The 13,928-nt window shown below is 63.4% G+C and carries 11 protein-coding genes; 3 read left to right on the forward strand and 8 right to left on the reverse strand.

Translation table 11 applies throughout. The annotated features are described in order from the left end of the window. Positions 1–5: 5 nt before the first annotated feature. From QMK32_RS20625 to QMK32_RS20650, 6 genes are read right to left on the reverse strand one after another with little or no spacing between them, the layout of a single operon-like run. A complete protein-coding gene (locus tag QMK32_RS20625) occupies positions 6–1,307 on the reverse strand; it encodes a hypothetical protein (protein ID WP_283477133.1) in 1,302 nt (433 codons plus the stop codon). Beyond that, complete coding sequence (locus tag QMK32_RS20630) at positions 1,304–2,968, reverse strand: lipopolysaccharide biosynthesis protein (protein WP_283477134.1); 1,665 nt, start codon at positions 2,966–2,968, stop codon at positions 1,304–1,306. The genes QMK32_RS20625 and QMK32_RS20630 overlap by 4 nt, the downstream gene beginning before the upstream one ends. Continuing rightward, positions 2,965–4,761: an alpha/beta fold hydrolase gene (locus tag QMK32_RS20635; protein ID WP_283477135.1), complete on the reverse strand. Its 1,797-nt coding sequence runs from the start codon at positions 4,759–4,761 to the stop codon at positions 2,965–2,967. The genes QMK32_RS20630 and QMK32_RS20635 overlap by 4 nt, the downstream gene beginning before the upstream one ends. Positions 4,762–4,794: 33 nt before the next feature. Continuing rightward, positions 4,795–5,736 (reverse strand): amino acid--[acyl-carrier-protein] ligase, encoded by a 942-nt coding sequence (locus QMK32_RS20640; protein WP_283477136.1) that lies wholly within the window; start codon positions 5,734–5,736, stop codon positions 4,795–4,797. Further along, positions 5,736–6,893, reverse strand: coding sequence for an acyl-CoA dehydrogenase family protein (locus QMK32_RS20645; protein WP_283477139.1), 1,158 nt, complete (start codon positions 6,891–6,893; stop codon positions 5,736–5,738). The genes QMK32_RS20640 and QMK32_RS20645 overlap by 1 nt, the downstream gene beginning before the upstream one ends. A gap of 5 nt (positions 6,894–6,898) precedes the next feature. Next, positions 6,899–7,156, reverse strand: coding sequence for an acyl carrier protein (locus tag QMK32_RS20650; protein WP_283477140.1), 258 nt, complete (start codon positions 7,154–7,156; stop codon positions 6,899–6,901). Positions 7,157–7,482: 326 nt separating this feature from the next. On the opposite strand from QMK32_RS20650, the gene QMK32_RS20655 reads away from it, so the two are divergent. Both QMK32_RS20655 and QMK32_RS20660 read left to right on the forward strand, forming a co-directional pair. After that, the gene (locus QMK32_RS20655) at positions 7,483–8,982 is read left to right on the forward strand and encodes a hypothetical protein (protein WP_283477142.1); all 1,500 of its coding nucleotides are present in this window, start codon (positions 7,483–7,485) and stop codon (positions 8,980–8,982) included. Between the two features lie 107 nt (positions 8,983–9,089). After that, positions 9,090–10,742, forward strand: a complete 1,653-nt coding sequence (locus QMK32_RS20660; protein WP_283477143.1) for a DUF7159 family protein — start codon at positions 9,090–9,092, stop codon at positions 10,740–10,742. 8 nt (positions 10,743–10,750) lie between these two features. On the opposite strand, the gene QMK32_RS20665 is transcribed toward QMK32_RS20660, so the two are convergent. Next, entirely contained in the window at positions 10,751–11,287 is a 537-nt protein-coding gene (locus tag QMK32_RS20665; RefSeq protein ID WP_283477144.1) for an Lrp/AsnC family transcriptional regulator, read from the reverse strand. 99 nt (positions 11,288–11,386) lie between these two features. On the opposite strand from QMK32_RS20665, the gene ald reads away from it, so the two are divergent. Then, positions 11,387–12,469, forward strand: coding sequence for an alanine dehydrogenase (ald, locus tag QMK32_RS20670; protein ID WP_283477145.1), 1,083 nt, complete (start codon positions 11,387–11,389; stop codon positions 12,467–12,469). A gap of 13 nt (positions 12,470–12,482) precedes the next feature. Here the strand turns inward: ald and QMK32_RS20675 are convergent, their stop codons facing one another. Next, positions 12,483–13,766, reverse strand: a complete 1,284-nt coding sequence (locus QMK32_RS20675) for a YibE/F family protein (RefSeq protein ID WP_283477146.1) — start codon at positions 13,764–13,766, stop codon at positions 12,483–12,485. Between the last annotated feature and the right edge of the window lie 162 nt (positions 13,767–13,928).

Genomic DNA, 13,928 nt, shown 5'->3' on the forward strand with positions numbered 1-13,928 from the left:
GGTGGTCACTCCTGGCCGCTGAGCATAGCGATGGGATCGGACAATGCGACGTCCAAGGCGGACTGGACGGTCTCGACGTCGAAGACATTGCCGTGGAACGACGCCGATACCTGGAAGGTATCGCGGAAGTGCATGGAGGTGATCACGATGGAATCGGGGAGCGCCGGCTCGCTGAGCGGATAGAACTGGCTTTCCTCGGGTTCGGCGGTCCATGCGATGCCGTCCAACTGCCGTACGCGCCCGAGGTCGGAGAACGTCAACCGCGCGTCGGCGTTCACCGGAGCGGAATCGACCGCGATGGCGGGTAACACCGATCGGGTCCGCAGATACGACAGCGCGCTCAATGCCCCTCCCGCGAGTGGACGTCCGTTGTCGATCGCGTGGGCAACGGCACCGTGTACGGCATGTGGGGATGCGGGATCGAGCCCAGGAAAGTCGATCCCGACCGCAAAGTTCCCCAGCACCAGATCGCTCTTCGGCAGATAGCGACGACAATCGAACAGGAAGGTCAGCGACTGTGCAACGGAGATTCCTTGTGCAGCAATCGCATTCGCGACCGAACCGCACAGCATCGACGCCACCGACAAGTCTGGTGCGTTGCGATCACGCCAGCTGCGAAGTGCCGTCGGAGCGCCTGCCCGTGACGTCGCCATTGCCACAGCGGGTGATCGAGTCCATGGGATGCGTCCCGGTACCGTAGTGGTCGCCTCGAGTGTCGTCGCCGTGGTCGCCGTGGTCGCCGTGGTCGACGTCGAATCACGGCGTACGGAACGTAACCGTCCGTACAGAACAGCACCGACCTTGCATGGATTGCGAACAGCCCAGCTGCTGAACGCCCGTGGCAGAGGGCTTTTCACAACGGGTGCCGTCGCCCAGGTGGGGAGCGGGGGATCGTCGGAAGGATCGGCCAGGTAGGCGTAGAGCTCCACAGGAAGCAACGCATCGCTCAATCCATGCGAGAGATCCAGCAGGAGGTACTCACCGGCAAGGCGGCCTCGCAAAGGGACGTCGGCGGACGCTGTCGACGAGAGTTCGACGAGGGCATCGGCGATACCCGCCGCCGTGATCGGCGGCGCGGATTCCATCTCGGCGCAGACTGCGTCGGGTTCGTAGGCCCACTGCTGCGTCGACGGCGTGACCCGCAGGCCCAGTCGGGCAGCAGGGCCCGCCGAGGCCAGCTTGCGTAGCCGCGCTCGGACACGTTCGATGCCACCGAAATCGGCGGGCCCGAGCCCACCGATCAGTCGAGAATCCGACCGCAACATGTCCAGGGCCGTTGCCTTGTACGTGATCGCATTTCGGCTCACGGCGCGCCCCTCTCCGGCGCAGGCCGACGATAGGGGGCATGGATACGACCTGGGTCGAAGATGCGAGGCCTGGAATCGATGTGATGCGCACCGCTGGTGCTGTACTCGCGGGCGTAATCACCGTTCGCGAACTGCGGAGGCAGTTCGGCCATGCCCGTCGGATACGGGCGTGGCCCGGGCGGGGCTGGAGGAAGAGGATCTTCCGGGGGAGGCGGGCCGTCACGATGCGCCAACAGCCTGATCCATCGAATCAGCGGCACTATCAACACGAGTGCGCCGAACCCCTCGGCCGCCAGGTATGCCCAGCCGACAGCGGCGATGCCGAGTGAGGACGACAAGCTCAGCGAACCGATGATGATGATCGACGTCGCGATCACCTGCACCACGACAGCCAGCCGCATCTTTCGTTGGACACGCGCAAGGCCGTCGTAGAGCGATCCCACGACCGAGAGCGGAATGGTGAACGCAGCAAGTTGGACGATGATCGTGCCGTTCTCGCGGTACTCCGCCCCCACGATCCCCAACCCGAACGGTGCAATGAACGCGAGAAAGAACGAACCACCCAACGCCACGACGGCGACCATCGTCATGAAACGTTTGGTCAATCGCGAGAACTGATCCGGGTGTGCTGCGACCTCGGCGACGAACGGGCCGACGAGGACACTGATCAGGATGTACAAGGCACTGACGATCGACCAGGTCAACGAGAAGTACGCGTTGCTCTCGGTGCCCAACGTGGCTACGACGATCATCGGGATCAGCAGCGGAGCCAATGAACCGAGTGCGGTGATGCCGTAGGCGGATCCGAAGTACGACCACAGCTCTCGACGCGGCGGAAGATTGGGCTCCAACTGATAACGCGGCTCGGTTCGCAGGGCCCGCAGGATGTGGCGAAGAACGACGACGGACGCGATGACCGCGGGGATGGCCCACGCCGCGATGATCGACGTGCTCCGAGCCGTCGCGAACAACGCAAGAAGCAGACCGAATTTCACGACGGCATGAAAGACGTTCTTCGCCGCTGCCCAGCGTGCGACTCCGAGGCCGGACGACGTCTGATCTTGCAGCGCGAACACCGCGAGTACCGCAACGAACAGTGGGAAAGTGACGATTTCGGCGGTGCTGGTGAACATCTTGTCGACCGGCGCGACGAGCAGGAACACGCACCCGAGGATGAACGCGAACGCAGTGATCGTCAGGTAACCGCGCACGACGAAAGATCTTGCCAGTCGACCGGAATCGGGCAGAAACCGCTCGTACATCGACCCGAGGCTCAGGTTGGACAAGGTCGAGAGCATCACCGCGGAGGTGATCACCGCGGAGGCGCTGCCGACTTCGGCCACCGGGTACAAGCGGCCCGCTGCAGCCCAGAACAGCAACCCGAGGCCACCGGTGATGACGGTGGACAGCATCAACGCCAAAGAATTCAGTGCCAGGTTGCGGTCGGAACTTTTGCCGTTCGAAGTCTCGTCGGGTACCTGCAGGACGGCCGAGCCCGGTGTCTCGCCACGATAGGGGATCTGGGCAGGGCTTACCTTCTGGATCGGCATCGTGTGAGACATGAGGCCCATGTCCCAACGAACCGGTTCGAGTGGATACCACTCGAGCTGCTCGAGATTGTGGTGTCGCGGTGGTGCGATCTTCGGTGCGCGGTGCTTCACAGAGGCCGCCACCGCACGGGTACAGGGGGCGCAGGCAAGCCGATCTCCATGTCGAAGGCCTCGTTCACCGCGTCGACGAGTTCTCGGCGAACCGTCTCCCGCAAATCGCGGCTGTACAGCGAGTGATCGCCGGCCTCGAAGGACTTGACCGTCGTCGAGCCGGATCGGGGGTCGGATTGCTTACGCAGCCGGCGCATTCCCTCCGGGCCGCGATTGTCCACGAACCATGCACTGTCCTTCGGAGAGAGAAGGACAGTGGTTCGTACGTTCTCCGACTCCAACCTGCGTAGAGAAATCTCCGGCACCTGGATGAGACCGCGTAAACCGAGCCACAGCCACACGCGATACGGCATCGTAGGCTGCAGGCCGTTCTTCACCCGCACGCCCACATGGTGCAGGCGATCCAATGCGGACGCGACAAAGCCCTTGTCCTCATGCACCATCGAGGAACGTTTGACGAACTCGAGTCGTTTGGTGGTCCAGTCGAGGGTGTTCAACAGGACCGCGGAATTCACGCCGAGTTCGGTTGCCGCATAGCTGGAGTACCAAGAACCCGAGCACATCCCGGACACCACGACGTTGCGCGGTCCGGCGCCTGCTTGCTGCACTGCCGTCACTGCATCCTCGTTGCCCTCTTCGCTGTAGAGCTCGGTGATTTCGTTGTCCGACACCGGCCCGCTTTCGCCGGTGCCGCGGCGATCGAATCGAAGAACCGAAACACCCTCGGCCGCAAGGTATCGGGCTAACTCGACCCACAGACGAACAGGTCCGACTCGGTGTTCGTTCGCGGTGGGGTAGAGAACGAGGGTCGGTCCGCCCATCGCGCACGACGGTGAGGTGGTCCTGATGGCGAACAGGGCGTTCGGTCCGAGGGATTGTGCCGACTCGACCACGGTACGTTCGCCGTTGCCGAACTCGGCGTGATCACGCAGTGGCACGGATACCGGTGCATCACTGCCGTCGAAACGGTCCGAGAGCCACCGAGCCAGATAGGTGATGTCCGAGGTGGGCATGACCACCTCGAAATCCGAAGGTTCGAGAAACAGTTCGTGATCGGACAGCGTGTGCTCTTCGGCGTTCTGCTTCTGGACCAGGGTCCGGATGGGCTTGACGTCAGCGCGTTCCGGGCGGGTGGCGACAAGGACAGGGCAGTCGATCGGTTCGAGCGTGGAGATATCGAGAGCCGCGAGGTCCGAGACAACATTCGGGTGCAACACGGCACCGATGATCGACACCCGAGCGTCCTCCCCGGAGTCCTGCGTGACACCGACCGAATACAGGGCACGCTGCTCGCGTAAGTAGGACCGACCACGAACGACCGGGTCCCACAGGGCAACTGCGGTCAGGGGGCCGAGCTGCGAGACCGCCGCAGCACCCAGTAGTGCGCCCGCGCGCAATCCGACGAGCGCCACCGCGTCGACCCCGCTCGAGCGCACGAACCCGGCGGCAGTGACGATGCTGCGGATCCACTGCGAGACGATGTGTTCCGAATCCTGATCGCCGGCGGAATCGCCGGTGCCGAAGTAGTCGAATCGAAGTACGAGCAGCCCCGAATCGCACAGCTTCTGAGCAAGCAACGTCAAGCCGCGGTAGGAGTCGACTTGTTCCTTACCCAATGGCGGACAAAGGATTACACCGCCCCGTGCACGCCCCCCCTCGGGTACATGCACCGTTCCGAACAAGCTTTCCGATTCGGGGCCGAACCAGGTCGAGTACTTTCCGCCGGCGGTATGCGGATTCACGTCGACATGAGAGGTGTCCGTGTTCCGCTCTGCCGTACTTCGGGTGCTCACAGGACGATCCCCTCGTTGTAAGTTGTCGTTCGCTCAGCGGGAAATGGAAGCGGGCCACTTTCGGCTGTCGAGGCCGTGGGTGCGCAACATCGCCAGTGCGATGCGCTCCATACCGAAGCCGACGCACGCGCTGTGTGCGGGTTCGCCGTCGACCGTGGAAATTCCGAACGTGTGACCGAAATGGTCACGATGGCAATTGCACGAGACCACAGCAGTACCGTCGTCGAGGTCTCCGTAGAGTTTGACGACCAGTTCGGTCTTGAGATTCTCGTTACGTTGGTTCGCGGCCAGCATGCGGCCTGCGCGTCCGAAGAACGGGTCGTTGGCGATGACGGCTTCGGCTTCGAGGCCGAGATCGGCAAGCACCTCCATGCCTCGCACCACCCAGCGTTCGCGATGTGCGATGGCCTCCTCCGGGGTGCCGACACGAACGAACTCGTGCATCCGAAATGCTTGCATCCGTGCGGGATCCACCGCCGGCTCGTGCCGGAAGCAGTAACCGTAGATGTCGAGCAACCGGCCCTCTTCCGGAAGTACGCCCGTCATCATCGAGTACGACGGGTGGCATGCGGCCGAAACGAGCATGGTGCCTGCGGATTCGAGGTGGTGATCCCAGTCCTTGCCTTCGGCACGGTCCGCGAGCAACGAGGCATGGGCCTTGTTGTCACCGTCGAAGGTGTTGATGGCGCCGGTCAGGTTGGGAAACGAGGCGATGTAGTCGGTGCGCTCGAATGCTTCCCGCGGAAAAACCGGGGGGAAGCGGAATCGCGGAGCCGAGAATCCGTGCTCGGACCGTCCCGCGGCGTCGACGACCTGGTCGATTCTGTCGATGATGTCCTCGAACTCACCCGAGCGGCCGTAGAGACCCTCCACCGAGCTGGGTACGAGGAGTTCGGCGGCAACGAGTTCCTCGCGGAATCGTGCTCGCGCCGAATCGAGTTCGGAAATCTCGGTGGGGTTGACGTGTGCAGTCATCAGTTACCTTTGTAGACGAGCGCAAGTTGGGAGTTGTGCCCGAGAATGCGTTCGTTGCTGACCATGATGGCGGAGCCGTGCGCGTCCCGCAGGTGACGGCCGATGCTCATGTCGGAGTCCTGCCGGTAGCCGGAAATGCCGCAGATCTGCAACGCTTTGCCGACGATGTCGATGACGAGTGACGACGCGGTCACCTTGAGGTTGTTGATCCGCACCGCGAATCCGATGGCACCGAGATCTCCGGGGGAGTCAGCGATGGCCTCGTACTTTGCTGCCGCGCCGAATACCGCATCGACGAGTTGCTCGTGCACGACATACAGCTCGGCGAGCCGAAGTGCACTCGGCGGGGTCACTCCCGGCGTGCGACTGGCGGCCTTGCGAACGGACTTGCGCGACTTGGCGACTGCCGCATCCGCGATGCCCAGCCATGCGGCACTCCAGAGCACATGGGCGGCAGGCAGCATCGTCTGCGCGGAGATATCGCCGTAGCTGTCACTCAGGATGCTCGATGTCGTGGCGGTTGCTTCGAGTTGGAATCCGGGGCTGCACGTTCCACGGAACCCGAGGGTGTCCCAGTCTCCGGTGCGTTCGAGCACGACGTTCGGCTTTTCGCAGACGACCAACACCTGATCGCTCGGAGGGCTGTCCGCCGAGCGGCGAGCCGTCGCGAGGATGAACTGTGCGTATTCGCCATAGGAGATCACCGGAGCGGTTTTCGACAACCTGATCCGATCGCCGTCGTATTCGACCGCGCATCCGCTGGTTCGGACATCGCCCCCGATGTTGATCTCGGTGGTCGCCGAAGCCACCAACGGGCGTTCGAGAACGAGTCGACGCAGCAGCGATTCCATGGCGTCGGACTTCCCGTGCCGGACGATGCTCAGTATCTGGGACTGATGCATCACGAAGATCATCGCCGAGGATGCGCACTCTGCGCCCAGTGCGCGTGCAATGTGCGCGAGTTGGGTGAGGGAAAGGCCGCCGCCACCGAAGTTCACGGGAATGCCGGCTTCGAGGAGACCGGCCTGGCGAATCGCCTCCATGGACTCGGTCGGGAATCGCGCGTCGCGGTCGACCTCATCGGCGAACGCACGCACCGTGGTGAGTACCTCGGACATGGTCGAGGTGTCGACGGTGTCCCGGTAAGCGGTGGTCATCGCGCTCAGTCCGTGAGCTGTGCGACGGCTGTGGCGATGGACTCGATGCTGGCGAACGTGGCCTTCTGCAGCATTGCATCGGGGAATTCGATGTCGAACTCGTCCTCGAGAGCGATCATTACGTTGACGCTGGCATGCGAGGTGAGACCGCTGTCGTACAGATCGGCCGAGCCCTCGATGTTCGAAGCCGGAAGTGGAAGCTTTCCGAATTTGTCCAGAACTTCTCGAATCCTGGCCACATCTGCAGCACTGAGTGTCTCCATACGAACCTCCACTGAATCTCGTGACTTGCCGAGACCGGATGGCCTCGTACTGACTGCGGGTTTGCAACACGCCTACGTTTGCAACCCAGCTGTCTCCCCAGACCTTCCCAAACAATATAGTAGATTGTTTTGAAGCGTCGGCTTGAATCGTTCGCCTGCTCTCGGATCGGTTTCCTACCAGCGGGTTCCCGGGGATTCGGATTTCAATCGAGATGAGCATCACGGCTGCGTGGGGCCTTGTCCCGCCCGTATGCGCTCGAGGTGGGCGGGGTGAAGAAGTACAGTGAGGGCTTCGTCGGGCCAATCAATGAAGGAACTCAGTGCCGGTGAGTGGAGCCTGCGGCGTAGCCGTGGAGCCGAGTGTCGTCCGGATCTCTTACCTCAGAGACGGGCGCCGCATCGAGGATTCGATAGACGCCGAGGGAGCCCATTGGCTCCTGAACGGCAAGCTTGCCGACTGCGGACCGTTCGACGACGTCGTACTCACCGGGCGCGATTCGGACGTAGTGGCCTCGCTCCTGGACTCGCTCGACAGTAGTGAAACCTCCACCATTCGAATGGTCGACGAGGGTTCGGCGGTGCTGGCCTACGCGCGCTCGATCGGAAAGCTCGCGGCTGCCCGTGCATTGCTGGTGCTCGACCTCGGAACGAGCGGTACGACCGCGCTCACGTTGGACGTAGCGGCAGGCGACGTCACCCGAACTCGACGCACTCCGATCCTTTCGGGTGACGCACTCGACCGGGTAGTCGAGAAAATCGTCATGGCCAAGAAGATCCTTCCCCCCGCAGACGGCCCGGAAGGTGAACGTGAATACCGCGTGTTCTTCCGCGACCTCAAAGAGATGCTCAGCACGGCTGCGGGTGTCCGGGCTCCGAACAACGGGCCGGTGCTGATCACTCGCAACGAATTCGACGACGTCGCAGCCCCGCTGATCCTTCAGACGCTCGCTTGGGCGGCCCCGTCGCCTCCGGATGCGGTGTTGCTCATCGGTGGCGGTTCGCACATGCCGATCGTGCAGTCACTCGTCGAACACGAATGGGTCGTCGACCTCGTCGTTCCGGATTCTCCGATGTCGGTCATAGCGGAAGGTGCAGCGCTCGAAGCCGCACCGAGCGCTCCCACGATGACTCTCGCGACGCTGCTGGAAGAGCACGACGCGAGCACACCTCCCGCCATAGTTCCCGAGCCCGCCATAGTTCCCGAGCCCGCCGTGGTTCCGGAACCCACCGCGGTTTCTGAGTCCACCGTGGCGGAACCCTCGACGCAGTTGCCGACTCCAGATGCGGAAACGGCACTGGCGGCGATGGAGACAGCGCCGATACGGACAGTTCCGGTGGCGCTCGCCCCGGTAGTGGCGGCACCTGTGGACAAGCCCCTCGGATGGATGGCACCTGGGGAGACGACCCCTGTTGCGACCCCCCGCTGGGTTGGGTCGAACGAGACCCCACCGGCATCGGATCCCGCGCCACCAACGCCCCGTCGTATTCAGTGGTCGATAAGGGACGCCTCCTGGTTGGGGGCAGTAGCCGCGGTGGTCCTGCTGGTCTGGGCAATCGTCGCGGTACGAGGCAATACACCGCCTCCTCCCGGGATCGGAGTCGATCCCGGTTCGATTCCCGCCGGAAATTCCTCTCTCGCGGAGAGTGTGCCCGCGCTGCCGGAACCGATCCCGACGCCCGAGCCGGAGCCTTCGCCAGAGGCGGTGGACACCTTCGATCCTGTCGAACCAGGCGTCGATCCGGATACCGGCAGCATCGAATACACCGAGGACGGTTTCTACTACGACGACGGTTACGTGGTCGAAGACGGCTCGGATGTGAACTGACCCCAGCGCTGACGGGGTAGCGCCGCACTTCGGACACACACCCGGTAGCGTGGCCCCTCGGGCGAGTATCGGAGTCCGACCGTCTATCGCGAAGCGAGGCAAGAGAGATGACTGTGTTGTTGGGGGTGTCCATGGGCGCCCACGCCGTGCGTATGGCTCAGCCACGCAACGAGACGGCCAATGCTCGCGTCTCGTCGACCCGTTTGCTCGAAGCCCCTCAACAGTTGTTCTTCCACAATCAAGTCATCGACACGATCGACGATCACGTCGAGTACCTGGCCGCCGAGTCCATCAGCGCGCTGGCCGCCGAGTCCGAACCGTCGATGACGACCGGCGTCGCATACCGGGACGCCCACCAAGCAGACACGCTGCACCGCGCTCTGGAGAATCAGCACCTGCAGAACTACCGCCTCGTGCCCGAGGTCGAGGCGGTTCTCGAGTACCTCGTCGTCAGTGGTGAAGCCGCGGGCTTCTCGACCGTCGCATTGTTCGACCTGGGAAGTTCGGGTCTGAACGTCAGCGTCGTGAACCTGGCCGCCCGTCGAGTCGTCGTCACGCAACGCTCCAGTGCGTTCAGTGGAGATCTCATCGACGAATTCCTTCGTGACAATCAGCTCGCACGCCTCGGTAAGCCGAGCGATGCCGCCGACATGGACCTGTTCGAGCGCCGGTGTCGTGTGGCCAAGGAACGGCTGTCGAGCAATGACGCGGTCTGCCTGCCCGACGAAAGCGGCATGATCCTGCTCTCGCGGGAAAACTTCGAGGCATTGATCGCTGATCACATCGATCAGGCCATCGAGTTCGCACGCAGTGTTCTCATCGACGCAAACGTCCCGATCGACGCCGTCGTTCTCATCGGCGGCGGGTCGCGCATTCCGCTCGTTCGTGAACGCGTCGGCCCATCTTTGCATTTGCCGGCAATCACTCCGAACGAGCCGGAAACTGTTTCGGCCCGTGGCGCAGCACTCTCGGCGCGGCCGACGGAGTACCCGCAGAATGTGCAGCCCCGGACGATGCCGGCGCGCCCCGCTCCTGCAGCGCCGGTCCGACCGGAATCCGACCCTGCGCCCGCCGCCGGCTTCGTCGCGCCTCGACCTGTCGAAACGACTCCGACCACAGCGAACGCGCGAAAGAATCTACCCGCTGCAGATACGGGTGCGCGGCCGTTCTATCCGCCGACAGCCCCGGCTGTAGCTCCTATCGTTGCCGCGCCTGCCGTTACTGCTGTGCCGGATGCGAGGGAAGTCGAATCGGCTTCGCCCGCCCCTAAACACTTCGCGCTCGAAAAGGTCTACTGGCTGGACGCGGACTACGAAGAAGACGACGGTGAAGACGAAGACGTGCGTCGACGACGTCGAATTCGGGCGTGGTCCGTATTCGGGGTTGCCGCTGCAGCGGTGATCGCCGTATCGGGATTCGTCGTGACGCGTCCGGACGCACCCGCTGTTGTCGAGACCGCGGTGACGCAACCGCCGGCCACCTCGAGCGTGGCAGGGACGTCACCTCCGGCAGCACCTCCAGTGATTCCGGCTCCGCTTCCGCCGCCACCGCCCGTGGAGACCGTTCCGGAAGCTCCGGTCGTCGAACCCGAACCCGAGGTTGTCGAACCGACGCGCCAACAAGTTACCGAGGATCAAACGACGGAGCAATCGTCCGAGCCGGAGGTCGCACCGCCACCTCCGCCTCCACCGCCCCTGATCCCCGGCTTGCCGGACTTCACGCTGCCTACCTTGCCCCCGCTCTTCCCGCCCGCTCCCTGATCGAAGTTTCAGGCAACCGGATTCCGCGGGCGAATGTGCTCGAAGATCAGAATGGTCTCGGTGGCGGCGACGGCTGGATGGGCGCTGAGGTTGTCCACGACGAAGTTGCGTAGTGCCGCGGTGTCTACCGTCGATACGTGGATCAGAAAGTCGTCTGCGCCCGCGATGAAGTAGATGTTCAGCGTCTCCGCTAGCGCGGCGACCTGCTCACCGAATTCGTTGATTCTTCGTCGGGCATCCGCCTGTAGTCGGACCGAGATCATGGCCTGGATGCCCTGCCCGAGCGCTTCGGGATCGATTTCTGCATGGAACCCGCGAATGACTCCGCGCTCGACGAGGGAACGCACCCGTCCCAGGGCGGTCGATGGTGCAATACCCGCTGCCGCCGCAAGTGCATTGTTGGGCGTGCGGGCGTTGTGCCGAAGTACGTCGATGAGGATGTGGTCGATGTCGTCGAGTGTTGCCTTTCGAGCATCTGCCGTGTGCCGAACATCGTTCGGTACACGCCCCACATGCCCGCCATGCGCTGAATTATCCGATCCCATCTGCCCAATCTACAGAATTATGTTCACATCCGTTGGTCATCTTTCTCTTTATAATTCACAATTGTGGCAATCCGTCGAATCATTATTCAGGAGGCCACCATGAAGATCGGAATTCCTCGCGAGATCAAGAACAACGAGTACCGGGTGGCCATCACCCCGGCGGGCGTACACGAATTGGTCTCGCACGGACACGAAGTCATCGTCGAATCCGAAGCAGGCGTCGGTTCGTCCTTCTGCGACACCGACTTCAAAGCAGCAGGCGCACAGATATTCGCCGAGGCTGCCAAGGTATGGGACGCTGCCGACCTGCTGCTCAAAGTCAAGGAGCCGATCGCCGAGGAGTACGCACTGCTCCGGCGTGATCAGGTCCTGTTCACCTTTCTGCATCTGGCTGCCTCGAAGCCCTGCACGGACGCATTGCTCGCATCGGGCACCACCGCAATCGCCTACGAGACCGTCACTGCCCCGAACGGATCACTCCCACTGCTGGCGCCGATGAGCGAGGTTGCGGGAAGGCTTGCACCGCAGGCAGGTGCCTACCATTTGATGGCCAGCGGTGGAGGCCGCGGCGTTCTCATGGGGGGAGTGCCCGGAGTGCGTCCGGCGAACGTCGTCGTCATCGGTGCAGGCGTGTCGGGAAGGAACGCCGTCGCCATCGCCCACGGTATGCACGCCGACGTCACGGTGCTCGATCTCGACGTCAAGGCGCTACGTGCCATCGACGATCTGTACCACGGCAGCGTCAAGACGGTCGCGTCCAGCGCCTTCGAGCTCGAGCAGGCCGTTCTTGCAGCAGACATGGTGATCGGGGCGGTACTGGTACCGGGGGCGAGAGCACCGATGTTGGTCTCCGACAGTCTCGTTCAGCGTATGAAGCATGGTTCGGTGCTCGTCGACATCGCCATCGACCAGGGCGGCTGCTTCGAGAATTCGGTTCCCACTACGCACGCCGACCCGACCTACCGGGTACACGAGTCGGTGTTCTACTGCGTCGCGAACATGCCGGGCGCCGTACCGCGGACGTCGACGTACGCGTTGACCAACGCGACGCTGCCCTACGTCTGCGCGCTCGCGGACAAGGATTGGGAAAAGGCATGCGAGGCGGACGCAGGCTTGCGCAACGGGCTCAGCACGCACCACGGTGATCTGTTGTCGGAGAGCGTCGCGGCAGCCTTCGCATGACTTGCCGACTGTCCTAGCGAGAGTGCCTGCCTGCCTTCTTCGCAGGCGTCTCCGGCGGCTCCGGCGGTCCGCCCGGCCGGGCGAGCATGGCGGCGATGGCAGTAGTCAGCGGAACGGACAGCGCCAGCGCGATACCGCCGACCGAAGATCGAACGATCTCGATGGCCACGGCGTCACCGGTCAGAACATCCTGGATGGAGCGGCCGGTAACGCTGAACAGCAGCAGAAGTGGAAGCGCCCCACCGGCATACGCCAGCACCAGGGTGTAGACGGTGCTTGCGATATGGTCACGCCCCACGCGCATCGCGGAAGAGAAGATCTGCCGTCGCGTCGTCGTTGCATCCGCCGAGGCGATCTCGAACGCAGTCGACGCCTGGGTGATCGTCACGTCGTTGAGGACACCGAGCGATCCGATGATGAACCCCGCGAGTAGTAGCCCGGTGATGCTGACTTGTTGGATGTAGGCCTGAACGTCGGTGTTCTGTTCTTCCGACAGCCCTGTCAGGTGGGTCATCCGAATCGCGACATAGGACAACACTGCAGCCAACGCCATCGACATGAGAGTGCCGAGGAGGGCGGAACTCGTCCGCAGGTTGACGCCGTGCGCAAGGTAGAGAACGCCGTACAGAATGACAGCACCGGAGACCAAGGCGACGGGAATCGCAGGTGCGCCGTCGAGAAGTGCGGGGAGCATGAATCCGACCAGCACGCCGAACGCCACGACCAATCCCAGCAGCGCACGAAATCCGCGCCATCTCGCAACGACGCAGATGACGACGGCGAACACACCGACGATGACGGCGAGTGGAAATCCGCGGGCGTAGTCGTTGAACGAATACTGGGTGGTTCCGGTGGGATCGGTCTGCCGGACCAGCCGAATGCTTTCCCCGGTACGCAGGTCTGGTTGGCCGGGGCCCGGGGCGATTTCGATCAGGGTGCGCGTGCCCGCATTCGGTCCCGAGTCGATCGTGACGATGCTGCGTTGGCAGTCGTATCCTGCGCTCGCAGGTGGCGTCGGGTTGCCGGTGAATACGCGTCCGGAAGAAGCGCTACCGCAGGGGCCGATGTCCTGCGACACAATCGTGCCCGCTTCGCTTTGGACCGCGCGACCACCGGAGGTATTGAACGGGAGCGGAATGTCGACGTTCTGCTGGCTCGGCCACAGTGCAACTGCACCGCCGATCACGCATATTCCGATCGCGACGAGAAGCCCCACGACTATTCGTGCGGCGACGGGTCCGAGCGGTGCCGGTGCGTTGCTGTGTCCGTGCCCATGACCGTGACTGTGTGAATCCACGGTGTCACAGTATCGGGGCGTGGCGAGTGGCCTGCGGCCTCATCGGATCGGGAACGTTATGGAGCTCGGTGGCGGGGAGCAGGGGGGGCGTCCCCCGCCACCTTCCTGATCGCCCCGGGGGGGGGGGGGGGGGGGGGGGGGTACGACCAGGGCTCGGGCCCG

It is taken from the genome of Rhodococcus sp. H29-C3, from assembly GCF_030063405.1.
In the GTDB taxonomy this organism is placed as follows: domain Bacteria; phylum Actinomycetota; class Actinomycetes; order Mycobacteriales; family Mycobacteriaceae; genus Rhodococcoides.

What these genes read in the sequence shown, in the direction of transcription:
- ald (WP_283477145.1), top strand. Translation starts at nt 11,387, where the DNA reads ATGAAGATCGGAATTCCTCGCGAGATCAAGAACAACGAGTACCGGGTG.
- QMK32_RS20665 (WP_283477144.1), bottom strand. Translation starts at nt 11,287, where the DNA reads ATGGGATCGGATAATTCAGCGCATGGCGGGCATGTGGGGCGTGTACCG.
- QMK32_RS20650 (WP_283477140.1), bottom strand. Translation starts at nt 7,156, where the DNA reads ATGGAGACACTCAGTGCTGCAGATGTGGCCAGGATTCGAGAAGTTCTG.
- QMK32_RS20645 (WP_283477139.1), bottom strand. Translation starts at nt 6,893, where the DNA reads ATGACCACCGCTTACCGGGACACCGTCGACACCTCGACCATGTCCGAG.
- QMK32_RS20660 (WP_283477143.1), top strand. Translation starts at nt 9,090, where the DNA reads ATGACTGTGTTGTTGGGGGTGTCCATGGGCGCCCACGCCGTGCGTATG.
- QMK32_RS20640 (WP_283477136.1), bottom strand. Translation starts at nt 5,736, where the DNA reads ATGACTGCACACGTCAACCCCACCGAGATTTCCGAACTCGATTCGGCG.